Source organism: Methylomonas sp. MS20, assembly GCF_050275925.1.
In the GTDB taxonomy this organism is placed as follows: domain Bacteria; phylum Pseudomonadota; class Gammaproteobacteria; order Methylococcales; family Methylomonadaceae; genus Methylomonas; species Methylomonas koyamae_A.
The window spans coordinates 1,839,468-1,864,313 of the sequence record NZ_CP189962.1; the positions used below are offsets into that span (position 1 = coordinate 1,839,468).

General features: G+C 53.3%; 19 protein-coding genes. 16 read left to right on the plus strand and 3 right to left on the minus strand.

Annotated features, from left to right (window positions below):
* The first annotated feature begins 88 nt into the window (after positions 1 to 88).
* The 12 genes from ACQE3D_RS07985 to ACQE3D_RS08040 all read left to right on the plus strand — a co-directional run bounded on the left by ACQE3D_RS07985 (position 89) and on the right by ACQE3D_RS08040 (position 16,634).
* Positions 89 to 1,078, plus strand: coding sequence for a FecR family protein (locus ACQE3D_RS07985; RefSeq protein WP_427551546.1), 990 nt, complete (start codon positions 89 to 91; stop codon positions 1,076 to 1,078).
* 376 nt (positions 1,079 to 1,454) lie between these two features.
* Positions 1,455 to 3,887, plus strand: coding sequence for a TonB-dependent siderophore receptor (locus ACQE3D_RS07990; protein ID WP_427551547.1), 2,433 nt, complete (start codon positions 1,455 to 1,457; stop codon positions 3,885 to 3,887).
* 125 nt (positions 3,888 to 4,012) lie between these two features.
* A complete protein-coding gene (locus tag ACQE3D_RS07995; protein ID WP_368086602.1) occupies positions 4,013 to 5,173 on the plus strand; it encodes a PepSY-associated TM helix domain-containing protein in 1,161 nt (386 codons plus the stop codon).
* 379 nt (positions 5,174 to 5,552) lie between these two features.
* A complete protein-coding gene (locus tag ACQE3D_RS08000) occupies positions 5,553 to 6,263 on the plus strand; it encodes a rhomboid family intramembrane serine protease (RefSeq protein WP_064030597.1) in 711 nt (236 codons plus the stop codon).
* A 141-nt stretch (positions 6,264 to 6,404) separates the two neighbouring features.
* Positions 6,405 to 6,728: a hypothetical protein gene (locus ACQE3D_RS08005; protein WP_064030588.1), complete on the plus strand. Its 324-nt coding sequence runs from the start codon at positions 6,405 to 6,407 to the stop codon at positions 6,726 to 6,728.
* A 431-nt stretch (positions 6,729 to 7,159) separates the two neighbouring features.
* On the plus strand, positions 7,160 to 7,543 hold the full coding sequence (locus tag ACQE3D_RS08010) for a hypothetical protein (RefSeq protein ID WP_071157835.1): 384 nt from the start codon (positions 7,160 to 7,162) through the stop codon (positions 7,541 to 7,543).
* 69 nt (positions 7,544 to 7,612) lie between these two features.
* Positions 7,613 to 8,254 (plus strand): DUF2760 domain-containing protein, encoded by a 642-nt coding sequence (locus tag ACQE3D_RS08015; protein WP_071157834.1) that lies wholly within the window; start codon positions 7,613 to 7,615, stop codon positions 8,252 to 8,254.
* Entirely contained in the window at positions 8,251 to 10,086 is a 1,836-nt protein-coding gene (locus tag ACQE3D_RS08020) for an Hsp70 family protein (protein ID WP_071157820.1), read from the plus strand. Before ACQE3D_RS08015 ends, ACQE3D_RS08020 begins: the two co-directional genes overlap by 4 nt.
* 866 nt (positions 10,087 to 10,952) lie before the next feature.
* Positions 10,953 to 11,456, plus strand: a complete 504-nt coding sequence (locus tag ACQE3D_RS08025; protein WP_071157822.1) for a sigma-70 family RNA polymerase sigma factor — start codon at positions 10,953 to 10,955, stop codon at positions 11,454 to 11,456.
* Between the two features lie 6 nt (positions 11,457 to 11,462).
* Entirely contained in the window at positions 11,463 to 12,437 is a 975-nt protein-coding gene (locus ACQE3D_RS08030; protein WP_427551548.1) for a FecR domain-containing protein, read from the plus strand.
* Between the two features lie 437 nt (positions 12,438 to 12,874).
* Positions 12,875 to 15,331 (plus strand): TonB-dependent siderophore receptor, encoded by a 2,457-nt coding sequence (locus tag ACQE3D_RS08035; protein ID WP_071157826.1) that lies wholly within the window; start codon positions 12,875 to 12,877, stop codon positions 15,329 to 15,331.
* A gap of 100 nt (positions 15,332 to 15,431) precedes the next feature.
* Positions 15,432 to 16,634, plus strand: coding sequence for a PepSY-associated TM helix domain-containing protein (locus ACQE3D_RS08040; RefSeq protein ID WP_071157828.1), 1,203 nt, complete (start codon positions 15,432 to 15,434; stop codon positions 16,632 to 16,634).
* A gap of 175 nt (positions 16,635 to 16,809) precedes the next feature.
* Here the strand turns inward: ACQE3D_RS08040 and ACQE3D_RS08045 are convergent, their stop codons facing one another.
* The 3 genes from ACQE3D_RS08045 to ACQE3D_RS08055 all read right to left on the minus strand — a co-directional run bounded on the left by ACQE3D_RS08045 (position 16,810) and on the right by ACQE3D_RS08055 (position 21,134).
* Entirely contained in the window at positions 16,810 to 19,221 is a 2,412-nt protein-coding gene (locus ACQE3D_RS08045) for a TonB-dependent siderophore receptor (protein ID WP_427551550.1), read from the minus strand.
* A gap of 263 nt (positions 19,222 to 19,484) precedes the next feature.
* A complete protein-coding gene (locus ACQE3D_RS08050; RefSeq protein ID WP_427551551.1) occupies positions 19,485 to 20,495 on the minus strand; it encodes a FecR family protein in 1,011 nt (336 codons plus the stop codon).
* A gap of 72 nt (positions 20,496 to 20,567) precedes the next feature.
* Positions 20,568 to 21,134: an RNA polymerase sigma factor gene (locus ACQE3D_RS08055; RefSeq protein WP_427551552.1), complete on the minus strand. Its 567-nt coding sequence runs from the start codon at positions 21,132 to 21,134 to the stop codon at positions 20,568 to 20,570.
* Between the two features lie 343 nt (positions 21,135 to 21,477).
* On the opposite strand from ACQE3D_RS08055, the gene ACQE3D_RS08060 reads away from it, so the two are divergent.
* The 4 genes from ACQE3D_RS08060 (at position 21,478) to ACQE3D_RS08075 (ending at position 23,906) form a co-directional block, all read left to right on the plus strand.
* On the plus strand, positions 21,478 to 22,074 hold the full coding sequence (locus ACQE3D_RS08060; protein WP_427551553.1) for a DUF938 domain-containing protein: 597 nt from the start codon (positions 21,478 to 21,480) through the stop codon (positions 22,072 to 22,074).
* A gap of 132 nt (positions 22,075 to 22,206) precedes the next feature.
* Positions 22,207 to 22,797 carry a cold shock domain-containing protein gene (locus ACQE3D_RS08065; RefSeq protein ID WP_426994239.1) on the plus strand — a complete coding sequence of 197 codons (591 nt, stop codon included), beginning with the start codon at positions 22,207 to 22,209 and terminating at the stop codon, positions 22,795 to 22,797.
* Between the two features lie 58 nt (positions 22,798 to 22,855).
* Positions 22,856 to 23,134: a YceK/YidQ family lipoprotein gene (locus ACQE3D_RS08070; protein ID WP_427551554.1), complete on the plus strand. Its 279-nt coding sequence runs from the start codon at positions 22,856 to 22,858 to the stop codon at positions 23,132 to 23,134.
* Between the two features lie 310 nt (positions 23,135 to 23,444).
* Positions 23,445 to 23,906 carry a hypothetical protein gene (locus tag ACQE3D_RS08075; RefSeq protein WP_427551555.1) on the plus strand — a complete coding sequence of 154 codons (462 nt, stop codon included), beginning with the start codon at positions 23,445 to 23,447 and terminating at the stop codon, positions 23,904 to 23,906.
* Positions 23,907 to 24,846 lie beyond the last annotated feature (940 nt).

Consider the following 24,846-nt stretch of genomic DNA (forward strand, 5'->3'; position numbering starts at 1 on the left):
GGCTGTCGATGGCGTCCAGCGCGGCGGCCTTTACCCGATCGTGGCTTTATAATCCGCTACTCGCACCAACAGCAGACCGGCCCTAGCGATGAATTCTCCCATTCCGCCATTTCCTCAAGGCAGCCCCGACGAACAAGCCGAGTATTGGCTGGCGTTGCGCGACTCGCCGTTTTACGACGGCGAGCAGGAACGGCGCTGGCAAGCTTGGTTGGCGGCGAGTGCCGACAACCGGGAAGCCTGGCGACGGGCCGAGGCGTTTTTCGGCCGAATAGAACGCATTGATCCGGCGCAGATCGTTGACATCCAAGCGGCGCTACGCGGCGCAACCGGCGCGCGGCTTGAAGTCGCCGACCGGCCGGCGCGACGCCGGCATTCCTGGCTGGTGCCGATGGCCGCCTGTCTACTACTGGCCGCGTGCTTGGGTTGGGCGATGGCTGCCGGTTGGTTGGCCGATTTCCGCACGGGCACCGGCGAGCAGCGCCGGATTCAACTGAGCGACGGCTCGACGGTAATTCTGAATACCGGCTCGTCATTGTCGGTGGATTTTTCCGAAACCCAACGAGTGATTCACTTGCACGGCGGGGAAGCTTACTTCAAGGTTGCCGCCGACGCAGGAAGGCCTTTCGAAGTAGTGAGCAGCGGCGGCCGGGTCAGGGCCTTGGGTACCGCGTTCGACGTTAAACATTGGCGGGACGATCTGGCGGTCACGGTTTACGAACACAGCGTGCGGGTCGCGTTCGCCGATGGCGAAACCGTGGAAAGCCTACCGGAAGGCCAGCGTGTCGAGTCGGTCGGCGGCAAGGCCGGCCGGCCGGAAAGCGTGAATCTGAAGCAAGTCGGCGCCTGGCGGGAGCGGCGCCTGGTGTTTAAGGAACAAGCGCTGCAAGCCGTGATCGACGACTTGAACCGCTACCGTCCCGGTCGGATCGTCATCGCAGACCCCGATTTGGCCCGGCATCGAGTGACCGGCGTGTTCGACGCCAACGACACTGAAGCGGCGCTGGCCGTCATCGAGAAAACCTTGGCCGTCGCCGAATGGCGGCTGACCGACGCTTTGGTGATTTTGCGGCGCAGATGAGCAGTCTCGTCGCTCGAGCATGGTGGGGGCAATCGGAAACCGCCGTTGAGCACGGCAGTCTCGTTAACTCGCATTGAGGCTAGCCGCGGGAGGCGCTTTAGCGGCGACCGACAGCTTATCCAGGTTCAAGCGGTCTTGAGTCGCGGCTAAAGCCCCTCCGACAACTATTCTTTTACGGCCATGGTCCGCGCTCAGCGATGGTTGCACCTTTGGCTTTTGCAAACCAACGCTTTTTTCTGCCGAAAAATATTTTTTTGCAATGAGGTTATAAAACCTGCCGGCCCGGTCGTCTTTGCTTACGAACCCGCACGGATTGTCCGAAGCAGCATTCGCTATCGGCGATCCGCGACTTTCGTAACCGACGCCAGGAGGCCCGATGAACCGCCGTTTATCTCCGATCAATCCATTTTGTTTGACACTGTTTGCCGCCACGCTGACGGCTAGCCCATTGTGCGCGGCCGAGGCTGAAATCGATTTTGCGATTCTGGCCGCGCCGTTGGCCGATGCCTTACTGCAGTTTTCCGAAACCAGCGGCGTCAAGGTGTTTTTCAGTTCGCAACTAACCGGAAATTTGCGCGGTAATGCGGTGCAAGGGCGTTACACGCCGCGACAGGCCTTGCAAAATTTGTTGATGGGCACAGGCCTTGTCGCCAAAAGCGCCGGTGATGGGACCGTGACGTTGGAAAAACTGGAAAGACCCGTCGAACCACAATCGGCGGTCGGTCCGACAACTTTGCCCAACGTGACGGTACTGGGAAAAACGATGACCGACCCCAATGACCCCTTTAATTCGGACTATCGCCTGCCTAATACCAGTGCCGCCACGAAAACCGATACGCCGATTATGGAGTTACCGATGTCGATACAAGTTATTCCCAAGCAGATATTGAAAGATCAGCAGGCGATTCGAATCAAGGACGCGCTCAAAAATGTCAGCGGCATAAATTGGGCCACCGATCCCATGTACGAAGGCTTTCAGTTACGTGGTTTCCAAACCGATGGCGCCACCACGGTTTATCGCAACGGTCTGCGTATCCGGCGCGCGGTGCAAGAGGTCGCTGATCTGGAGCGATTAGAAGTTCTGAAAGGTCCGGCTGCGGCGGTGTATGGCCGCATCGAGCCGGGTGGATTGATCAACATTGTTACAAAAAAACCGCTGGATACCCCGTATTACGCATTGGAGCAGCAGTTCGGTTCGTACGATATGTTCCGTACCACCGCAGACGCGACCGGGCCGATCAATCAAGACCATTCTTTGTTGTATAGAGTTAATTTGGCCTACCAGAATAATGACTTTTTTGTCGAGAAAATGGATCAGGAACGGGTGTTTTTCGCTCCGTCCATTACATGGAAGCCCAGCTACCGTACTGAAATCAATTTGAATCTGGAATATCTCTACGACACTCGTACCAGCTATACCGGATTGCCTGTTCTGGGCAATCGTCCCGCCAACGTGCCGATCAGCCGTTACTACGGTTTTGGGTCGGATAATGAAAAGTCGGTATTCGACAAGTTTTTGATCGGGTTCGATTGGTCGCATCAATTCAACGACAATTGGAAAATCCAGCATCGCTTTCATTACTACAAGCTGGATTACCAAATCAATAATTCATCCTTTTTTCCGGGACCGGTCAGTCCCGTCAATAATCGCACGGCAATTAGAAATGTCACCGATAGGCCGATCGATATTACCGATACCGTTGCGACCAACATTGATCTCACTGGCAAATTCAAGCTGTTAGGCACTGAGCACCGAGTATTGGCGGGATTCGATTACTTTTGGGAGGATTTCGAAGGGCAGGGATTTTTTGGTGCCCCCGCGCCGGCCAGCCTTAGGCCGGTGGTCGATATTTTTAACCCCGTTTATGGTCAGGTACCATCCGCTGCAAGCCAGGGTTTCAATAGTTTCAGTACATTGGAACAATATTGGTACGGTGCCTACTTTCAGGATCAAATTACGCTGTTCGATAAGCTGCATATCATGGGCGGTGGACGCTACGATTGGGCGACGCGCGTCAGCGGAGCGGCCTCGACTTCCATCGAAGCGGCCAGAAGCAGCGAGACTGAGGTTCAGAATGAGGCGTTTAGTCCGCGCGTGGGCTTGGTTTATCAACCCTGGCCGTGGCTGTCGCTGTACGGAAATTACGTGGAATCTCTGGGCGGGGCGAATAGCGCGTTGGCTTCGAACGGCAAACCGCTGGATGCCGAAACCGCGCAGCAGCACGAGGTTGGATTTAAAACCGAATGGTTCGATAAGCGGTTGCTGACCACCGTTGCCTTTTACGAATTGACCAAACAAAACATTGCAACGCCGGATCCGGTAAATACCCGGTTTTCCGTCCAAACCGGCGAAGCTCGAAGTCGTGGTATAGAAGTAGATGTGTCAGGGCAGGTTACCGACGGCTTGAATTTGATCGCGACCTATGCCTATACCGATGCGACCATCACTCAGGACAACAGCGGGAATCTAGGGCACAAGCTTTGGAACGTTCCGGCGAATTCGGGCAGCTTCTGGGCCAAATATGCGTTTCAAGATTCGACATTGCACGGTCTGAGCGTGGGGGCCGGTGCGTATCTGGTTGGTGAGCGCCAAGGCAATAATCGGAATAACTGGCAAATGCCGGGCTATGTCCGAGTCGATGCGTTGTTTGGATATTCTTGGGAAATCGGCAAATCTAAAGTAACCGCGCAGTTGAACGTCAACAATTTGCTGGATAAAACGATTTACGAAACATCCGCATTCAACGGCTATTTGACTCAGCCTGGCGCGCCGCGCAATTTCATGGGTTCGATCCGTTTGGAGTTCTAAGGTTCGGTTATTCGATGAAGCGACGGAGCTACTCACTTCTACACTTACCCGAGAAAGTGGTCTCGATCGCGTCGCTGATTGGTGATCGTAATTTGTCGAGGCTCAAGGCTCGACGCAAGTTCTGGTTGAGAGTGCATTTGTGGCTGGGTTTGGTACTGGGGGTTTTGCTGTCGATCTATGGCGTTACCGGAAGCATTTTGGTGTTTTACCCGGAGATCGAGGAATGGCTGTATCCGAAGGTATTGGTGGTCAAGCAACCGGCGAATACGCAATATCGCCCGTTGGCGGAGATTGTCGCGGCCGGCAACTCGGTGATGCCGGCCACGGCGAAGCACGCTTTCGCCTATTATCCGCGCAATCGGGAGGCGGCATTCAAGCTGCGTTTTGTTGTACCTATATCCGCCACTGTTCAAGAGCAGTGGTTGGTCGGCGTGAATCCCTATTCGGCTGAAGTAACCGGAAAATTTCTGCAACACCGCTCGGATGAATGGCTGCCGGCCACTTTCATCGATTTGATGTTCGAGTTGCATTACGCGCTGCTGATTCCGTCGAAAGACATCAGCAGGGTGGTCGTCGGCCTCTCGGCGGCGTTGCTAATGATTTCGACGCTGACCGGTCTGATCGTCTGGTGGCCGCTGACCGGGCAGTGGCGTAACGCGCTGACCTTCAAGCGCTGCGCCGGTAAGGTGCGTTTCAATTACGACCTGCACAAAACCAGCGGTTTTTACACCTTGCTGGTGATGCTGCCGGTACTGTTTTCCGGAATTTACATGGTGTTGCCGCATCACGTGGTGCCGGTGCTGGAATTGTTTTCGCCGGCGACTTATCGCTATTGGTTCGAATCCAAGCCGCCTTATCCGAATGCGCCGGCCATCGGCATGGATCAAGCGGTGGCAATCGCCGTGCAACAATATCCGCAAGGTCGGCCGCACTGGATTTACGGCGCGCCGAATCCCACTCAAACCTACACCGTCTGCCAGGATGGCGTGGATGCGCCCGGAAGTCTCTTGCAACGCCGCTGCACCGTGATCGACCGCTACTCCGGCGTCATTTTGGATCGGGACGATCCCAGCCTGTCGACCGCCACGGCCGGAGAAATCTTGACCCATTGGCAATGGCCCTTGCATTCCGGACAGGCTTTCGGCATGTCCGGCCGGATTCTGGTGTTTGTTACCGGTCTGGCCTGCCCGGTGTTGTTTGTCACCGGTTTGATTCGCTGGTTGCAAAAACGGCGTTCCGCAATTCGATCGCGGCTGACTCGATTGCCCGAATGCACCGCTCGGTAAGCGTGTTTCCGGCTTTCGCCTAAGTTCCCCTCGATCCCCTCGACCCGCTGAGCGGGCGGTTTTTGGCTGCTCAAGATCGCTAGGCCAAGCAAGTTGCCAAATTCCTGGCAAACTAGCGTACGAACCTGAAACCGCCGCGTCACCCCGGCATATCCAGTTGGGGCGTTAAACATCCCGAGCGACTAAGCTTATGTCGGCGTCGATGCGCCCGTTATTGGCGGCGATTCGGGAACCGTCTAAGCGACGGAACCAAGCGCCGGGCTATTTGCCGAAGTGTTTAAAGTACGCTGGCGGCATCGGCGTAGCGTTCGAAAGTGGGCATCGGCGCCCATCCCGTTGCGGACTGCGACATGATTCCGATTATTCAAGAGGCCAGACCATGATACCCATTCGAGATTCGATACCTTGCCAAACCAAGCCCTACGTGACGTGGGCCGTCATGGCGGTTTGCACGGCGGTCTATGTCGCGATGCTGTTCATGCCGGACGAGGTCGGTCAACACTTTGTCTATCTTTACGGCATGGTACCGATCCGCTACTCGAATCCGGATTGGGCGTATGCCTTCGGCTTGCCGCCGGATCATTATTTGTCGTTTTTGACCAGTTTGTTTCTACACGGTGGTTTTCTGCACTTGCTGATGAACATGGTGTTCTTGTGGATATTCGCCGACAACATCGAGGACTTGATGGGGCACTGGCGTTTCCTGGCGTTCTATCTCGTGTCCGGATTGCTAGCAACGGTCACGCAGTGGTATTTTTATCCGAATATCGCGATACCGGTGGTCGGCGCGTCCGGGGCGATTGCAGGGGTACTGGGGGCCTATTTCGTGAGGTTTCCGTATGCGACCGTCGTGATTATGGTGCCGATATTGTTCTATCCCTTGTTTTTTCAGGTGCCGGCCATCGCCTTTTTGGGTTTTTGGGTGATCGTACAAGTGGGCGACGTGTTCACCGCCGCGATGTTCGACAACGTCGCGGTCGATTCCGCCTGGTGGGCGCATTTGGGCGGTTTCGCGGTCGGTGCCTTGTTGCATCCGTTTTTCATCGACAAGCCGGCGCATCGGCGCGAATTGAGTCCGCCGGCCGAATGACGGCGCGACTTTCAGCCAAAAAGTTGAGGATTCCGTAGGGGTTTTATTTTATAATCTCGGCGTTCAAGGCTGGTCAGCCGGCCGAATCAGGCCGGTTGTCGGCGCTTACCGATTCTTTATTCATTCGAGACATTGAAAACCATGAAAAACCTAAATGTTGCTTTGGTCAGGCTGGTCCAGTTCGTCGTGTTCGTATTGTTTACGTTTATCGTACTGGTCTATTTCGGCACGATGATTTTGTTGCCGCTGGACATTGTGGTGCTGATCACCAAATTGTTAGGTGTTTTGGGTATCGGTAGCTTGTTCGGCGCTGTCGTCGCGGTGCCCTTGGTCGCTTATCTGGGTAAAATCGTCTACAGCACGCCGGGTTTGATCAAATTGGTGGTCGATAACGGTATCGAATTGGCCAACGCCGGCAAACAACGTGTCGAGGCCTTCAACGACATCGCCGCCGCCGTCAAATAAGCGCGCTGTGCCGCAAGCAAAAAGGGGCCGTTTCGGCCCCTTTTTTGTGTCTGGGGATTCGGGAATTGCCGGAGTGACTTGGCGTATTCAACGTAGTTTAATTATTGGCCCGCCCCGAGGACCATCCAAAGTCTTTGCGGTAGCGTGGGGGAGGGCGCATGCTGTCTCGGCCGGGCTTTATCGGGGCGCGGGCGATATTCGAAACAGTCGTCGCGTCTTGTGCGGTCTTGGTTTTCCGGTGGCCTGGAACCGGATACCGGCACTCTAGCGCGATTTTCTCGGTATCGTACCCGCGCTCGGCATCGGAATTTAACGGCGAACTGTTCGTCCGTCAACGCGTCGGCGCCGGTTCGCGGTCCATCATCAATTGTTCAATCTCGCCGCCATCGCGTAAAATCCCGGCTAAAAACTTTCAAGCCAGGAGCCATACCATGAAATATCTGTTGATCGCGTTGCTGCTGACCGCGAATTGCGCCGCCGCCGAAGAATCCGCCAAGGACGAGTGGAATGAAACCTCGCTCAGCGAAGACACCATCCAAAAAATCCAGCAAGCGCAATTCAAATATAAAAAGTGCGTCGTCGACGAGATGCGCAAGCCGGAAAACCAAAAACTGGAAAGCCGCAACGCCACCGACGCGATCGCCAAATACTGCGAGCCGATGTTGGGCGACATGCGTAAGGTCTACACCGACGTCGGCGTGCCGGGCGTCGTGGCCGACCGGCACTTGAAAAAACTGCGTATCCAGACCACCCGCAATATGTTGCAAGAATTGATGTACCTCGAAGCCGCCAAAAAAGCCGGCGCTCAACCCTGATAATCCGTGCGGCGGCCGGCCGCCGCGATTGCCGCCTCCGGCGGCTTGTTCTCAACCAAGCCTTACACCATGAACACCTATACCATCGATTTATCGCTACGCCCGACTACGTTCGATTTGTGGCACGTTTGTCTGGCCGGCACCGCCGCGGTGCTGGCCTTGATCTTGATCGCCGTTTTGATTTCGGTGCTGCTGGGTCTGCGCCGCTGCAAAAAATCCGAACCGGTGGCCGCGCCGGCGCCGCAACCCGAGATCAAGATCGTCGAGAAAATCGTCGAAGTCGAAAAAATTGTCCAAGCCCCAGCGCCCGAACCGGTGATTCTGAAGGAAGCCACTCCTGATGCGGCTTTGCAATTGCTCAGCCTGTTGCAAAAGGAAGCCCGCTTTATCGATTTTATCAAGGAAGATGTCGGCGCGTTTTCCGATGCCGACATCGGCGCGGCGGCGCGGGTGGTGCATCAAGGTTGCGTCAAGGCGATCAACGAGCATTTCACGCTGGCGCCGGTCAGTTCGGATGCCGAAGGCAACCGCGTCACCTTGAATCCCGGCTTCGACGCCGCGTCGTTCCGCTTGACCGGCAATATCGTCGGCCAGGCTCCGTTCACCGGTACTTTGGTGCACAAAGGCTGGCAAGTTACCGATTTGCGCCTGCCCAAACTGACCGAAGGCCATAACGCCAAAATCGTCGCGCCGGCCGAGGTGGAATTATGAGTGCCCGTTATTCGGTCGGTATCGACTTGGGTACCACTCACTGCGTGCTGTCCTATGTCGATTTGCAGGCCGGCGACGATCAAGTGGCGATCGAAGTATTCGCGATCCCGCAATTGATCGGACCGGGCCAGATCGAGGACAAAGCGCAGCTGGCGTCGTTTACCTATCTGGCCCACCCGGCGGAATTGGCCGAAGGCTCGACCGCGTTGCCGTGGTCGGCCAAGCCGGACAAATTGGTCGGTGAAATCGCCCGCAATCTGGGTGGCAAGACGCCGATCCGGCTGGTCGCCAGCGCCAAGAGCTGGCTGTGCCATGCCGGCGTCGATTGCAAGCAGCCGATTCTGCCGGCCGAGGCGCCGGACGAGGTCGAGCGCATTTCGCCGTTCGCCGCGACCCTGGCCTATCTGCAACATTTGCGCGATGCTTGGAACCATCGCTTTGCCGAAGACCGGCTGGAATACCAGGATTTGACCATCACCGTACCGGCCTCGTTCGACCCGGCGGCGCGGGAATTGACTGTCGAAGCCGCGCGCGCGGTCGGCCTAGGACAAGCCGTGCTGCTGGAAGAACCGCAAGCCGCGTTGTATAGCTGGATCGAAAACAGCGAAGGCGATTGGCGCAATCACGTCAAGGTCGGCGACGTGATTTTAGTCGTCGATGTCGGCGGCGGTACCACCGACTTGTCGTTGATCGCGGTGACCGAGCAGGACGGCAATCTGCAATTGACCCGCGTCGCGGTCGGCGACCATATCCTGCTGGGCGGCGACAACATGGACTTGGCGCTGGCCTATACCGTTAAGGCCAAGCTGGAACAGGACAGCGGCAAGAAGCTGGAATCCTGGCAGGTTCAGTCCCTAACGCACGGTTGCCGCGAGGCCAAGGAAAAGCTGTTCAACCAGCCCGAGCTGGGCAGCATGCCGCTGGTAGTCGCCAGCCGTGGTTCGTCGCTGATCGGCGGCACCTTGCGTACCGAACTGACCCGCGACGAACTCAATCGGGTCTTGGTCGAAGGCTTTTTGCCCAATGCCCAAGCCGGTGACAAGCCGGTCAGTCGGCCGCGTAGCGGTCTGCGTAGCGCTGGTCTGCCGTACGCGCAAGACGCGGGCATTACTCGCCATCTGGCGGCGTTTTTGGCACGCCAACGCCAGGCGACCGAGGAATTCCAGGCGGTGAATCTGCCCGAGCATGCCAGCTTTTTGCATCCGACCGCCGTGCTGTTCAACGGGGGGGTGTTGAAGGCCGGCGTGTTGGCCGAGCGCCTGATGCAAATCCTGAACGGCTGGCTGCAAGCCGAACAAGCCCCGGAAGCGCGCTTGCTGCAAGGCGCCGATCTGGATTTGGCGGTGGCGCGCGGTGCGGCTTATTACGGCTTCGTTCGGCAAGGCAAGGGTGTGCGCATCAAGGGCGGCACGGCGGCGGCCTATTACGTCGGCGTCGAAAGCGCGATGCCGGCGGTACCCGGCTTGGCGCCGGAAATCGAAGCGCTGTGCATCGCGCCGTTCGGCATGGAAGAGGGCACCGAGCAAAACCTGCCCAACGACGAATTCGGCTTGATCGTCGGCGAACCGGTACGCTTTCGCTTCTTCGGCTCCAAAACCCGCCGCGAAGACCAGGTCGGCACCCGGCTGGAAAGCTGGCACGACGACGAGTTGGAAGAACTCGACGAAATCGAAATCACCCTGCCGGAAGAAGGCCGCGCCGCCGGCGACATCGTGCCGGTCTATCTGTCCTCGGCGGTTACAGAAGTCGGCACGCTGGAATTGCGCGCCGTGTCCCGGCGCGAGCAGCAGCAATGGAAAATCGAATTCGAGGTCAGAGCCGGCGAAAGTTGATTCCGCCGACACACTGGGATCATTTCCAGCGCATGTTTTCGAATCGCCGATCCCAGTGGGATCGGCGTTTTTGTGTAGTGTCGCTGGGTATGGCGTACCGTTTGCGTAGAACCGGTAGTTAAGCCTAAAACTTAATAAACCGGCCCAGGTCCGGAATCCCGCATTGACAACCGCTATCGACTGTTCTCGATCCGAAAATTCAGTCGATTGTCGCGCGGTCCATCAAAAGCCTGTTCTACAAATCGTTCCTAACGGTGGTTAAAGGGGGGCAATAAAAGAAAAAGATAGGCGTAGGAAGGGCTTTCGCCGCGATTGGTATTTTTGTCTCGCGGTTACGTGTTTTCACATGCTTTTCATCGCCAAAATAAGTCATATGACACAGTGCTCCCTAGAGTTTCTTGATGGGCGGCCGTTGCTACGTGGTCTGCTTACACAATAAGCATCGTCATTCCGGCATGGATGGCCGGATCCGTTAGAGCGTGGAGCGAATCCAGGCTTCAAGGACGGATTTAAGCCTACCCTCCATGACACTGGATGTCCGCTTCCCGGCGGGCACGACGGTCTTGAACAAATCTGACAAAGTAGAGTTAGGACATTGTTGAAATATCGGCTTGGTTAGAATTTGTTATCAATGCCGAATTACATGTAAGTCGTATATTTCAACAATAAACCGCAATACAGAATACTGCGCGAAACATGCAGTGGAATAGTTTTTGCTTGAATGGAAGGCTTTTGGTAAAAAACAAGCTCTCTTGAGGGCGACAAAATCAGCAATCTTACGGATGGAGCGAGGCAAGCAAAATTATGATCAACCGCCCGCATGATGCATTGAAGCCACATCTTTCAATCGTAGACAGGAGTGATTAATGGCGACGGAATTACTGACGAGTGAAGCCCTGTCCCTGCTTTATCGCGAGCACCACTCCTGGCTGCTGGGGTGGCTGAATAAGCGTGTGCAATGTCGCTTGCAAGCCGAAGATCATGCGCACGATACTTTTGTACGGGTGATGGCATCGGGTCGCACACTGGATTTGGACGAACCCAGGCCTTACCTCGCTACCATTGCCAAAAATTTACTGATAAACCATTGGCGTCGCGCCACCATTGAACAAGTGTATTTGGAACGCCTGTCGGCACTACCTGAAGCCATTTCGCTGTCATTGGAAGAAAATGCCATTATTCTGGAAACGCTACAAGAAATCGATGGACTGCTTAATCGCTTACCGGTAAAGGCACGCAAGGCATTTTTTATGTCCCAGATCGATGGACTTACCTACGTCGAAATCGCCGAAAAACTCGGCGTCAGCGATCGTATGGTTAGAAAGTACATGGTACAAGCCATGGTGCTATGTCTGAGCGTGGAGTTCTAACCGAACATGTCGTCCGAAAATCGACAAAAAATCCATCCCCGCGTCGTGGCGGAGGCAGCTGAGTGGTTTATGGTTCTGAGCTCCGGCAACGTTCGTCCTGACGAAACCGCACAGTGGCAAGCCTGGTTGGCTTCGCATCCGGATCACCGAATGGCTTGGGCCAGAGTTGAGTTTTATACCGACAAATTTAAATCGCTGCCGCCACAAGCGGCCTTCGCCGCAGCCGAAGCGCTTAATGCCCCCGATCTCAATCGAAGACGCCTGCTGTTAAGCATGGCCCTATTGGGTGTGGCCGGATTGTCCGGCTGGCAGATGTATCGAGGTCGCTATTGGCAGGAATGGTCGGCCGATCAACACACAGCGCTCGGCGAAAGTAAAACTATCACCCTAGCCGACGGCACCAGCGTTGTTCTGGATAGCGGCAGCGCGGTTAACGTCGATTTTTCGGTTAATTTACGCAGGCTGCAACTGGTTAAAGGGGAAATTTACGTCGAAACAGCAGCCGATACCATTGGCTGGAAACGGCCGTTTGTGGTGGATACATTGGAAGGCAGGGTGCAGGCCCTCGGCACGCGCTTCAGCGTTAGCCAGCACCAAAATCTAACGCGGGTTGCCGTATTTCAAGATGCCGTAGAAATCCAACCAGCCGATGCAACATCGGCCAAACAAATCCTACGTGCCGGTCAACAAGTTCAATTTGCCTCAAACCACATTGAGCCGATCCACCGACACAGCCAGGAAAAACCGGCCTGGACCCAAGGCTTTATCGTTGCCGATGATTTGCCGCTCAGCGAGTTTTTGCTGCAACTGAGCCGTTACCGATCAGGCTATATCACCTGCGCTCCCGAGATTGCCGATTTACGGATCATCGGTTCCTACCCGCTGAAAGATACCGACAAAATTCTTGCGTTTCTGGAGGCTAACCTGCCGGTCAAGCTCTCACATCCGCTACCTTTCTGGGTTAAAGTCCTGCCGCGTTAATCATCCCTGCACCTCATCTAATGAATAAACGCGTTCTTCACCTTTGCGTACGCGTTCCAACACGCCGGCGGCCAAGTAATAATCTTCCATATCGTTCAACCTAAAAAGGGCAGTTGGCGTGTATTGCGGGCCGTTCGTGCTGAGCAACGTCGAAGCATGGACGGCTCGCAATACACTCACCAAACGGGTGAATGAAAAATCCCGCGCGCCCTTCGACAAGCTCAGGACGAACGGGCATCGCCGTTCAAGTGGATGGGAAAGTTGTAGACGGTGCTCGACACTGGCTCGCCAAGCGCATTGTTGCTTAAAAAGCGGATTATTTTTCCATCTAAAAACAATCCGTTAAAAAATTTATTAAATTTTTTTCAATTCGCAGTTCCGGTTTTTCCTGCTCGTTTGTATTGGTTAATGAAAACACCACAAATGGAGAAAAACCGATGTCAAACACACACCATCGCTGCGATCCGGGCTTTCGTTCATCCCGATTGAGCCACGCTATACAGGGGATTTTATTGGCTTCAGCGCTGACCGCTTCAGTGGTAGCGCAGGGAGAAGAAATAACCAACAGGAAAAGCTACCACATCGGCGGCGGCTCCTTGGGACAAGCACTTAGCCAGTTTGCGCGCGATGCCGGCATTCTGTTTACCGGGGAATCCAAATTGACCGACGGCAAAACCAGCAAGGGACTGGACGGCGAGTACACCGTCGAAGAAGGCTTTAGAAAGCTCCTCGCGGGAAGCGGTTTGACGTATATCATCACGGATGACAACGCGGTAGCGATCAAGGTTGCGGAAACTGGGAGTGATGCGGCATCGACTTTGCCGGCTGTTAAAGTGGTTAGTACTAAAGTAGGCTACGACTCAACCGATCCTTATACTAAGGATTACTCCGTCCCTCTTTCCAGCGCCGCCAGTAAGACGGAAATGGCATTGATGGAAACGCCGGTCAATATCCAGATTGTGCCTCGCACCATCATGGATGACCAGCAAGATATCGAAATCACGGAAGCTTTAAGTAGGAATGTCAGCGGCGTACAAAGAAGCCCTGACTATGGGGATCTTTACGAAAACTTTAATATCCGGGGATTCAGCACCAATTTTTCCACCTATCGTAATGGGTTGCGGCGTTATACCAACTATTCCGATCCTGCGAACATCGAGCAAGTAGAGGTTATTAAAGGCCCGGCAGCGGTGCTTTACGGGCAAATTCAACCCGGCGGCATGGTCAACGTCGTCACCAAACAAGCTCTGGATAAACCCTATTACTCTCTGCAGCAACAGTTCGGCAATTATGATCAATACCGTACGACGGCTGCGGCCACCGGCCCCATCGACGACGCTAAGACACTGAAATATCGGTTCGACGCGTCCTACCAGGATTTAAGCTCGTTCAAGAAATACGTGGGGGACGAGCGGGTATTTATCGCGCCCAAACTGAGTTGGACGCCTAATGACCGATTCGAGGCCAATGCCGAGTTGGAGTTCAAGCACGATAAACGTGTGAATGACAACGGAATACCGACGATTGGTAATCGTCCGGCGCCGGTAGCATTTAATACCTACCTTGGCGATGTGGCGAAAGGCCCCACCATGAATTCCGTGCTGACGGCATTTGATTGGTCTTACAAATTTAATAACCAATGGAAAGTGACGAACCGGTTTATGCACGAGGATTGGGATATCAATTATTTCGACCTTCAGCCTCAATATATGCTCAACGCTACAATGTTAAGGCGATTTCCAATAACTGGCGTGGCCTATCATGATACTTATGGAACCAACCTGGATTTAATTGGAAATGTCGAATTGTTCAATACCAAACACGAATTGTTAATCGGCGGCGATTTCTCGAGAAGAACCCGAAAAGCCGATAAAAACCGATTCGCGTGTTGTAACGGGAACAACACCGGCGGAACGGTTGATATCTACAACCCGGCTTATAATACCGTTGACTTGGCCGCCATTTATTCTTCGCCTTACGACTATGCGGTGAGAGAGAAAGAAGAATGGTTTGGCGTGTATTTTCAAGATCATATTACCTTGTTTGAAAAGCTCCATATCTTAGGCGGCGGCCGCTACGATTGGGCAACTTTTGGACGAGGTTTCGATTTTGCTACGGGTAGCTATGATGTGGCGAGCGCCAATTATAAAAGCACTGACAATCAAAAGTTCAGTCCGCGGATTGGTATTTTGTATCAGCCGATGTCATGGCTTTCTGTTTACGGTAACTATACCGAATCCCTTGGTAGTGCCAATACCGGAATGGTCTATGGGAACCAATCCATTAAGCCTGAAATTGGCGAGCAATTCGAGGCTGGTTTTAAAACGGAGTTCTTCGATCAGAGACTAAGCAGCATCGTATCTTTCTATCATCTGACAAAACAGAATATCCAGCTTTCTGATCCTATTCATACCGGTTTCACCGTGACAGCCGGAGAGGCTCGAAGCCAAGGAATTGAGGCCGACCTTAAGGGGCGTGTCACCGATGATTTAAATCTGATCTTAACCTATGCCTATACGGATGCCAGAATAACTAAGAATGGTGAAAATTCCGATGAGGCATTGGGGAAGCGTCTAATAAATGTGCCGGAGCATCAGGCAAGCTTATGGGGAACCTATCAATTTACTCCCGAATTTAAAGCAGGTATCGGCGGAGTTTTAGTGGGTTCGAGAGCGGGGAAAACATGGACTGATCTAGAGTTGCCTGGGTATGCGCGAATGGACATGATGGCCGCTTATGTTAAGCCGATTGGTAAAACTCGCCTAACCACGCAATTAAATATCAATAATATGCTCGACAAAGAATATTATGCCGGTGCGACTCAACAAGGGGCAAGTAATACTATTACCGGTAATCCTATTACCGTAATGGGATCGTTGAAATTGGAATATTAACTGAATCCAAAGTACCGGTATTTGTAACCCGGTAAGTTGGGTTTGCGTAGGTTTGGCTTCCTTAAGTCAGCCGAGCCTACCTTACTTCTTGAGCTATTTTATGGCTAATAAATTACAGCGCCATCATTTATCAATTTTGTTTTTAGCTAAAAATCTCCGTAAATTTTGGCTAAATCTGCATTTAATGCTGGCACTTAGCGTGGGGTTTGTGTTTGTTATTTTTGGGCTAACCGGTTCTTTTAATATTTTTTATTACGAACTCAACGAACTCGGGTTGCCAGCGATAAAGCAAAGCAGCCAGGATCTACGCAGTTTGGACGATGTAATGCAAACGGTTAAGGCGGCTAATCCCCAACGAAATGGCGGTTGGGCCATCGTTTTACCGGGTTATTTAAGTGATTATCTTTGGATTGAGTATCCAAAGCCCGAAGAAACTCAGGACGAGTTATTTGCGCCATTGGAAATTCTGGTAAATCCCTATACTAGTGAAATTATTGATCAGCATTTTTGGGGGCAAACCTTATTTAGTCTGATTTATGAACTACACGCTGATTTTATGATGGGTAAAATCGGCAAGGAAGTCGGCGAACTGGCTTTTAAAGTGGTGTGTTTCTTTGGCGTATTTCTGTTTATTAGCTGTTTATCTGGCTTATATTTATGGTGGCCACGCACTGGTAAATTCAAACAGGCATTGTCCATAAAACCCAATGCCAGCCGAGAGCGTTACTACTTTGATTTACACAAGATTACTGGATTTTATAGCTCGGTATTATTGCTGATTCTGGCATTTACCGGCTTTGCCTTTAGCTATAAAGACTACGTTACACCGCTAGTGTCGGTATTTTCACCCATCAAAAAAAACCACTTAAAAAATCCGCCTCTTAAATCGGAGGTATTGGATTCAGTTTCGCCTATTTCCATTGCTCAAGCCGTGGCAATTGCCGACCAAGTTTTTCCCGGCGCGGAATTGCGCGGTGTGAATACGCCGGATGGCAAAGAAGGCGTTTATATGGTGGCCAAAAGACAAGCGGGAGAAGCCAATCGCAAACGGCCTCGTAGTAAAGTCTGGATTGATCAGTACAGCGGCGCGGTGTTGGCGGTGCAAGACCCGAACCAGTTTACCGCCGGCGAGACGTTTATGAATATCTTGTGGCCTTTACATGACGGGCAGATTTTAGGACTTACAGGCCGTATCTTATGGTGTCTCGTCGGCTTCGCGCCGCTGATTTTATATATCACTGGCATTTTACGCTGGCTGCAAAAACGCCGCGTAGCGGACAAGAAGCTGGCCAAGGGGGCGTAGGTTGAGGTTACGATAGGAACCCCAACACGACAACCTTTGAGCCACTAGCCAAACAGAAAAGCGAGATCTCGCGACCAAATAAAACCATCGGCAAGCAGCAAAGGCCGAACCGGTTAAAAATGTTGGGGTTCGTTACCTTATCCCAGCCTAAGGTCCTAACCGGCTACTTGAACGGTTAATATTGGATATTGACCGACCCCATAAATGTACGTGGTGTGCCAAAATCGGCATTACCGGCGTTAAAACCGACTGGCGCGTTGTAATTGGTAAATAAATTCGAGGTGTAGTGATTGTCTAATAGGTTGTCGACATTCAACTGGGCGGTGATTTTGCTTTTGCCGACATCGATACTATAAGCCGCTAGTAAACCGACCGTGGCATAGCCGGGCAATTGGAAGGCGGGGAAGCTGCAACAAGCCGTCACTCCGTCGCGCACGGTCACTCCACCACCCAATTTAAAGCCGCGCATTGTCCCTGCTTGTAGTTCGTAAGTGCTCCACACGCTGCCAGTATTCCGGGGGACGTTCCAAAAACGCGTGCCGACCGCCTGATAACCGGTTTCCTCGGTTTTGATGATGCGGGCATCGGTATTTGCGTAAGTGCCAATGACCCTCCAACCTGGCAAAATTTCTCCGCTAATGTCCAGTTCCGGCCCACGGCTACGCACCGCTCCAGTCAAGATGGAAAAGCCGGGGTGGTTGGGGTCGGAGGTTGGGACGTTAGTTTTAGTCAAATCATAATAGGCCAACGTCGCCCGCAAGCGACCGTCGAAAAATTCGGTTTTGATGCCGCCTTCGTATTGTTCGCCTTCCGTCGGGGGTACCGGTTTATTGTCAGGCGTAAAAGTAAAAGCGGTGTTCACGCCAAAGCTTTCGACATAGTTGGCATACAAACTCAGCCAGTTTTCGGCTTGCCATAAAATACCGACGCGAGGCGTGACGGCATCATTGGACTGGACTGAAGGCAAGACAAAGTCAAAGCTGGGGAAATTAGCGACATGATCCTGATGGAAATTTTGGTAGCGGATACCACCCATGACATGGACGTTATGCGGCAATTTGATTTGATCTTGGATATAAGCGCCGTATTGGTCGGTGCGGCTGGAATTGATGACCAAAGGGTATAGCGGTTGGGTAAAAGGCGTACCGGGATGCACTGGATTGAGCAGATTTATATTAGACAGCGGATCGCTGACTGAATTTTTAAACACCGAATCAACCCGATAATAATCGCCGCCTATCAGTAACGTATGATGTAGCCCGGCAGTATCAAAATGGCCTGTCAAATCCAAGCTGGTGGCGTACGTGTTGTTTTGGGTATCGTAGCTGTTCAATTGTCTAGACACGTCAACGCCATCGGTGGCAATAGGGAAGACAAAATGCGGTTGCGCGATATTCTGCTGATTGACGGAAAAATGATGTTTGATAGACCAATCATCATTAAATTGGTGTGACCAATTAAAGCCGCCATAAACGGTTTCGGTGGTTGATGGCGAATAGCCGCCGTAATTACGGTTGCGCGGTACAGTGAAGATTTTATCGTTATACAGCGGGACGAATCCGGTATCCAAGCCCAGATGTTGGTGGTCGTATTCCAGTTCAAGAGTCGCCTGCGTTTGGGAGCTGATGTTCCATTTCAACACGGGGGCCAGAAACACATCTTCTTTACCGTTAAATTCCCGAAATGTGTTGTTGTTTTGGTAAGACATATTCATCCGGTACAGCAAACGGTCCTGATTGCCGACCGGGCCGGTGGCGTCGATCGTGGTGCGATAGAGATCGTAGGAACCAAACTGTTGGCCCAGCGCGTAATACGGTGTCGCCAACGGTTGCTTGGTGACCACGTTGACCATGCCGCCCGGTTCTACTTGTCCGTATAAAATCGCCGCCGCGCCTTTCAGCACTTCAACGGATTCCACATTCGCCATTTGCCGGTTCGCCCCGCCTTGCTGCAAGCGAAAGCCATTGCGGAAAAAAGTCTCCGATTCAAAACCGCGGATAAAAAACGATTGGTTCGTGCCGCCGAAGGTGACGTTGCCACTGCCGTTAGAATTGCTCGTGATGCCGCTGACATTTTTCAAAGCCTGATCCAAGGTAATCACCTGCTGATCCTTCAACACCTGCTTGGAAATCACCTGCACGTTCAGCGGCGTTTCCATGATCGGCGTGTCGGTCTTGGTGCCGGCGGTGGCATTGGGCAGCACGTAATTCGGGTTATAAGGATCGGTGGCATCGTATTCGGCCTTGCCGACCACCTTCACCGCAGGCAGCGTGCTGGAGTCGGCGGGTGCGGGCGGGTTGGTGTGTTCGGCTTTTTCCAGGGTGACGGTGTGGGCATCGACGAAGCGAAAGCGGTAACCCGTCTCTTGCAACAATTGGCGCAAGGCTTGTTCCGGCGTCAGATCGCCATCCAGGCCGCGCGTGTTGATGCCTCGGATTTGTTCGGAATTGAACAGCAGGATCAGTTTGGCTTCCGACGCGAATTTGGTCAGCGCATTGTTGAGCGATTGCGCGGGGATTTGATAATGCCTGATTTCCTCGGCTAGCAAGGGTTGGCTGATCAGCATGCTGCCGATCAATAACGACACCCGGCCTGCGGCGGTAAACGGGTGTAGGGAATATGGCGATGGGCGTCCTTTAGCTAAGCATTGGTCTGGATAACCGCTGTTGTTCATCTTTCCTCCGGGTGAATGATATTAATCTCCTTATAAACAACGATTGGCCGAGCAAACCTAGCCAAAAAAAGTGTTGCCCGCATGCATTTGGCCGCTGATCACTACTCCTGCACGCTGGTCATGCCGTGGCGATTTTCTGCCGAGATTGAGTGCTGGGAACTGATGGCACGAGATGCCTAGCGCTGCAATACCACCCACGGGCCCAGATGGGTAGCACGGATGCCGAGGACTTTGTGCAAGGTTTCCAGCACCACATCCGGATTGTCCAGCGGGAATACGCCGGTGACATGTTGCTGTTTCAGCGTTTCATCGGCGATATAAATCCGCCCCAGGCGGTAGCGTTCCAGTTCGTTAACCAGATCCGCCAGCGGCCGGTCGCTGACGATCAATTGCCGTTGCTGCCAGGCTTGCGCCAATTCTAAGTCGATCGTTTCCAATGTGCCTGTGTGACCGGGCCGATAGCTCAGTTGCTGGCCCTGCTCGATCCTGATGCCGTCGGCAGCCTGCCGGCCGGCCGGCAAGGCGAGTACGGCATGTTCTTCCACGATGACCTGAGTCTGGCCGCCGCTTTGGTAGACGTCGAAAACAGTGCCCAAGGCCCGCACGTTAAGTTCGCCGGCTTGTACCTGAAACGGATGCGCCGCATCGGCCGCCACCTGAAAACGAGCCTGGCCGTGGTGCAACACGATTTGCCGTACGTCGGCGTTGAAGTCGACCGAAATCGCGGTATTGGTATTGAGCAGCAGGTGGCTACCGTCCGCCAGTTCGAGTTGGCGCTGTTCGCCGGTGCCCGTATGGTAGTCGCTAAAATAGTCGGCAAGCAGATGGCTTTGTCTGGGCATAATCGTGAGCACGGCCAACAGCCAAACCGCCGCCATCGCTAGGCCGGAGCCAAGCCAATATCGGCCCCGCGCAGCTTGCCGCGACCGCCGCTCGGGCGGATGCGTCGGTGACACAGTCTGCGGCGGGAGCGTAACGGCCAATTTTTCGGAATGGGTTGCGACAACGGCCATCTCGTTCAGGGTGTTTTCCGCCGCGGCGAAGGCTTCGGAATGGCGGTAATCCTGCGACAGCCACTCGGCGAATGCCAGCGTTTCCGCTTCGCTCAAATCGTCCGAACGCAGGCGCACCAGCCAGCGCACGGCTTGGCGTTTCAAGTCTAAGGCGCTCGGATCGTTGCGGGTCATCGGCGGCATTCGACTGCCGAAAAGGGCAGCAGGGACTCGATACCTGCTAGTAGGGTGTGACCTGTATCCATATCAATCCTCCAGCCGCAGCATGCAATGCAAAATCGCCTGTTCCAGCAGCCTGCCGACCGAGCGCTGCGAGATATTCAGGCGACCGGCGATTTCCGCGTAGGACAGGTTTTCGATTTTGTTCAGGATAAATGCGGTGCGGCAGTCGGCGGATAATTCGCTCAATGCAGCTTCCATCGTGCCGAAGCGTTCGCGCGACAGCAGAATCCGCAACGGATCGGTCTGGGCGTGGTCAGCCACGGTGTCGGCCAATAGTTCGTCGTCAATGTCGGCCAAAATTTGGCTTTTGACCTTGCAATGACGCTGATAATCGATCGCCAGATTGACCGCGATGCGAAACGCCAAGGCTCGGGCGTTGTCCGGCAGGTTGGTATGGGCGCTTTTGTAGAAACGCAAATAGGTTTCGTGAGCCAAGTCCTCGGCGGCTTCCGGGCATTTGACCCGGCCGGTCAAAAACGTCCGCAAGTCGTTTGCCAAGGCCTCTGTCCACAACTGGGCGATGAAATGGTCGGTTATAGTCGCATTCAAGGTGCGTATTTTGGCTTCAGTGTACTGGTAAGCAATTGGCATTTAACCGCAGTCGGCGATCGGCCGTGGGCTGACTCTTCTGTCATTAAGCTACCGGCGGAGACGCCCCGTTGTCAAACGCAACGGATGCATGGGAGGTATTGGGTGGCGCTTAGGCAGGTGAAAATCGGCCAGAGACATAGGTTGAGAGTGAGGCAACGAACCCCAACAGGGATGATCTTTAAATCATCGCTGACTTGGATGTTTTGTTGTCGATGGCTTGCGGGATGGTTTTGCGGTTGTCGCGTTGGGGTTGCTGCCGTCTCGGCAATTGCTCCAGGCATTGTGATCGTCGCGCCGAATCAATAGCATAATACCCGGCATACTAATCCCGACCAGAACCGTAATGACAGCTAAGCCCTTCTCGCAAGCCTTCGAAAACAACAAAGACCCGATATTGCAAGTGTTAAAGACCGCGTTTACCGAGCCGGCGACGGTGTGGGAGATCGGCAGCGGCACCGGCCAGCATGCTTGCCATTTTGCCAGGCATTTGCCGCATCTGGAATGGCAGCCCACCGACCGCGCCGAGCATTTGCCCGGTATCGCGCTGTGGTGCGACGAAGCCGGACTGGACAATCTGCGCCCGGCCCTGGCCTTGGACGTGACCGACGCGATCTGGCCTTGTAACGGCATTGATGCCTTGTTCTCCGCCAACACCTTGCACATCATGGGGCATGCCGAAGTCGAAATCTTGTTCGAAAAGCTGCGGACTTATCTAAGCCCGGTCGCGACCGCGTGCTTTTACGGCCCCTTCAATTACCAAGGCCGCTACACTAGCGACAGCAATGCCCGCTTCGACGAATGGTTGAAACAGCGCGATCCGCGTAGCGGCATCAAGGATTACGAATGGATCGCCGACTTGGCGGCGTCGGCCGGCTTGACGGCTGTAGCCGATGTAGAAATGCCGGCCAACAATCGGACCTTGGTGTTCCGGACCGGCTGATCGCTCAGGGGAGAGCCGAGTGCGGCTATCCGCCGGATATGCAATTGTTGGCTACAGAAACCGTGTTAAAGCAGGCTGAGATAATTGCAAGTGAGTTGGCTGCTGAATCCTAAAATGACAAATAACTAAGCGATGGAAACGGAAAAGGGCAAACTGGTTGGTTGGGTAGAAGAAAGAGGCTTCGGTTTCATAAAACCGGAGTCAGGCGGCGCCGATATTTTTATCCACATATCGGCTTTGAAAAGTATGAGCCGTTCTCCAGTTGTTGGAGACGTTATTTATTACGAAACAAATCTTGATGATAATGGCAAGCTACGCGCGATCAACGCAAAAATAGAAGGCGTGTCTCCGGTTTTAACAGTCGCTCCAATTGACAGAAAGCGTAAAACACCGAAATCCACTTTACCGGAACAAAGACCTCACGGAAGCCGCAACACCTATAGACCACCGTATAAGAAATCAGGATATAGATTTATTCCTGTGCTGCTTATAGTTGCCGCTGTTTCAATCTTCAGCAAGTTTGCGAATCAAAATGGCTCTAGTGGTCAGCCGGTATTGCCAATTGCTGAACCCGAAAAACCCATTCAACATTTTCAGTGTCAAGGTAAGGTGTATTGCTCGGAAATGGGGTCGTATGAGGAAGCTGTTTTTTATCTCCGGAATTGCCCTGATACGAAGATGGATGGTGACAATGACGGCATTCCTTGTGAGCAACAGTTTTAGCTTATTTGACGTGATAAGCTAGATGGTAGGTTGAAGGCAATCATATAACAGGAATAAGTTGAAAACATTCGAGAATATCGTCATCTGTGTTTTTTGCAGTATGGGACTATCCGGCTGCGCCACTTTCAAAAGCTTAAATGCCGAAGTTCCGTTGTACGAGCGCGTATTCATCTACTGCGGCACTCGGCTGGATTGGGCGGCGTTGGAAAACGACAATCCGACTATCCGAAAACTCAAGACCGAAGCTCCACGCTATCCGCTGGTCGATCTGCCGTTCAGCTTTGCGATGGATTCCGTGTTTTTACCGTTAGCGATCAGTGCGGAGATTTTTCACTGATGGCGGTTTTTCATTTGGGATTCCCGTACCGTCTTTAAAAGGCTCAATTCTACGTTGTCGGATTTTGCGCCAAATTTGATGCCGTTGTCTAACACTTGGGCATTTCCGAAATATAAGCTCGCTGCTTCCGTTAGGCGTAGTCCTGCCTAATTGCCAAGCCCAGACTGGCTAAATTGGCCGGTTTTCGACAAATCCGTCAGTAATTAAACTAACATAAAAAATCAGTCATTTTTTTAAATGTTGGCTAGGCTTTAATACGCGGAACGACAGCTTATTCCGCGCGTTTGGTAATCAGTTTAAGGAGATGACGATGAGTCAAAATTTGATTTCAATCAGTTTTACCGATAGCGCGCTCGCTGAAATCGATGCGGCGCTGAGTGTTTTGGAAAGTCATTTTTCCAGCTTTCTCAATCTATCGCCCAACGAACGGCATAGTCTGGCGAAGATGGGCGATAAGACCGAAGCGTTTTGCCGGCAGACGCTCATCGTCTCCGGTCAAAATCCGCAAGCGCTGCCGCCCAGCCTGGATGTCAACGAAGCCGTGGCCGATTTTACCGCGCTGGATCAATTACGCCCGCGCCTGCATCGCTTGCGGGATTTGTTGAGTCGCGGCGAGGATACCGACATGGTCCTGGGCAGCGATATTTACAATTTTAGTTTGGATGCCTATGCCTCGTTAAAGATTGCCGGCAAGGGCGCCGCGTTGGAAACGCTGCGGCAAGCAATGTCGGTCCGTTTTAATCGCGGCGCTAAACCGAAAGCGGCTACCTAAGGACTGCCGATCGCCGAAAATCCTGCATTACGCGGCGAGCCGGCCGGCCCGACTCGCCGTAAACCGTTTTAACCACGCCGTGACCGCTGATTGGGTATCGGGTTGGCCGCCGGAGCAGCGCTTTCAACGCGAATCCGGCAATTAACGCGGTTTCCAGTCTTGATCGCAACGCAAAAGGTCTATCCCGCAACACTAAAAGTGATTCTCGCAACGCTTCGAGCAATACACGCAAGGCTCCAAGCCTTGCGGGCAAGGCAAATAGTGATTCCCGTAATGCTAAAAGAGTTGCGCGCAACGCTCCGAGCAATACACGCAAGGCTCCGAGCCTTGTGCGCAAGGCAAAAAGTGATTCCCGCAACGCTAAAAGAGTTGCGCGCAATTCTCCGAGCAATATACGCAAGGCTCCGAGCCTTGTGCGTAACACTAAAAGCCTTGCGGGCAAGGCAAATAGTGATTCCCTTAATACTAAAAGAGTTGCGAGCAACGCTCCGAGCAATAAACGCAAGGCAAAAAGCGGGACGGACGGGGATTTTCATTTACAGCGGCAAGTATGTTGCCGTTCAGGCTTCGATAGGACTCTTGCATATTCCGATCGAACCCGCGAGCGATTCCGACTTCAAAACTGCCAGGCATTCCGGTCGCGGAACGGTCGCCGGTTCCGACCCAAAGTCGGCCAATGACCGGAGGTAAGCCAATGGCCGACAGTAGGATGGGTAGAGCGAAGCGAAACCCATCAATCGAAGCGCCGGTAAATGCGATATGACAGAATATCGCCGACATCGCCTCAAAGGCGGTTGTTATTTTTTCACAGTCAATTTGGCGGAACGAAACCGGATTTTGCTGACCGATAGGATTGAACTACTTTGCGAGTCTTTTCGTAACGAGAAAGAGCAACTCTTCGATCGATGCAGTTGCACGGATATCAGTGCAAACACCGCGG

Coding starts and splice junctions, on each gene's coding strand:
- ACQE3D_RS07985 (WP_427551546.1), top strand. CDS start 89: ATGAATTCTCCCATTCCGCCATTTCCTCAAGGCAGCCCCGACGAACAA.
- ACQE3D_RS07990 (WP_427551547.1), top strand. CDS start 1,455: ATGAACCGCCGTTTATCTCCGATCAATCCATTTTGTTTGACACTGTTT.
- ACQE3D_RS08000 (WP_064030597.1), top strand. CDS start 5,553: ATGATACCCATTCGAGATTCGATACCTTGCCAAACCAAGCCCTACGTG.
- ACQE3D_RS08005 (WP_064030588.1), top strand. CDS start 6,405: ATGAAAAACCTAAATGTTGCTTTGGTCAGGCTGGTCCAGTTCGTCGTG.
- ACQE3D_RS08010 (WP_071157835.1), top strand. CDS start 7,160: ATGAAATATCTGTTGATCGCGTTGCTGCTGACCGCGAATTGCGCCGCC.
- ACQE3D_RS08015 (WP_071157834.1), top strand. CDS start 7,613: ATGAACACCTATACCATCGATTTATCGCTACGCCCGACTACGTTCGAT.
- ACQE3D_RS08020 (WP_071157820.1), top strand. CDS start 8,251: ATGAGTGCCCGTTATTCGGTCGGTATCGACTTGGGTACCACTCACTGC.
- ACQE3D_RS08025 (WP_071157822.1), top strand. CDS start 10,953: ATGGCGACGGAATTACTGACGAGTGAAGCCCTGTCCCTGCTTTATCGC.
- ACQE3D_RS08030 (WP_427551548.1), top strand. CDS start 11,463: ATGTCGTCCGAAAATCGACAAAAAATCCATCCCCGCGTCGTGGCGGAG.
- ACQE3D_RS08035 (WP_071157826.1), top strand. CDS start 12,875: ATGTCAAACACACACCATCGCTGCGATCCGGGCTTTCGTTCATCCCGA.
- ACQE3D_RS08040 (WP_071157828.1), top strand. CDS start 15,432: ATGGCTAATAAATTACAGCGCCATCATTTATCAATTTTGTTTTTAGCT.
- ACQE3D_RS08050 (WP_427551551.1), bottom strand. CDS start 20,495: ATGACCCGCAACGATCCGAGCGCCTTAGACTTGAAACGCCAAGCCGTG.
- ACQE3D_RS08055 (WP_427551552.1), bottom strand. CDS start 21,134: ATGCCAATTGCTTACCAGTACACTGAAGCCAAAATACGCACCTTGAAT.
- ACQE3D_RS08060 (WP_427551553.1), top strand. CDS start 21,478: ATGACAGCTAAGCCCTTCTCGCAAGCCTTCGAAAACAACAAAGACCCG.
- ACQE3D_RS08065 (WP_426994239.1), top strand. CDS start 22,207: ATGGAAACGGAAAAGGGCAAACTGGTTGGTTGGGTAGAAGAAAGAGGC.
- ACQE3D_RS08075 (WP_427551555.1), top strand. CDS start 23,445: ATGAGTCAAAATTTGATTTCAATCAGTTTTACCGATAGCGCGCTCGCT.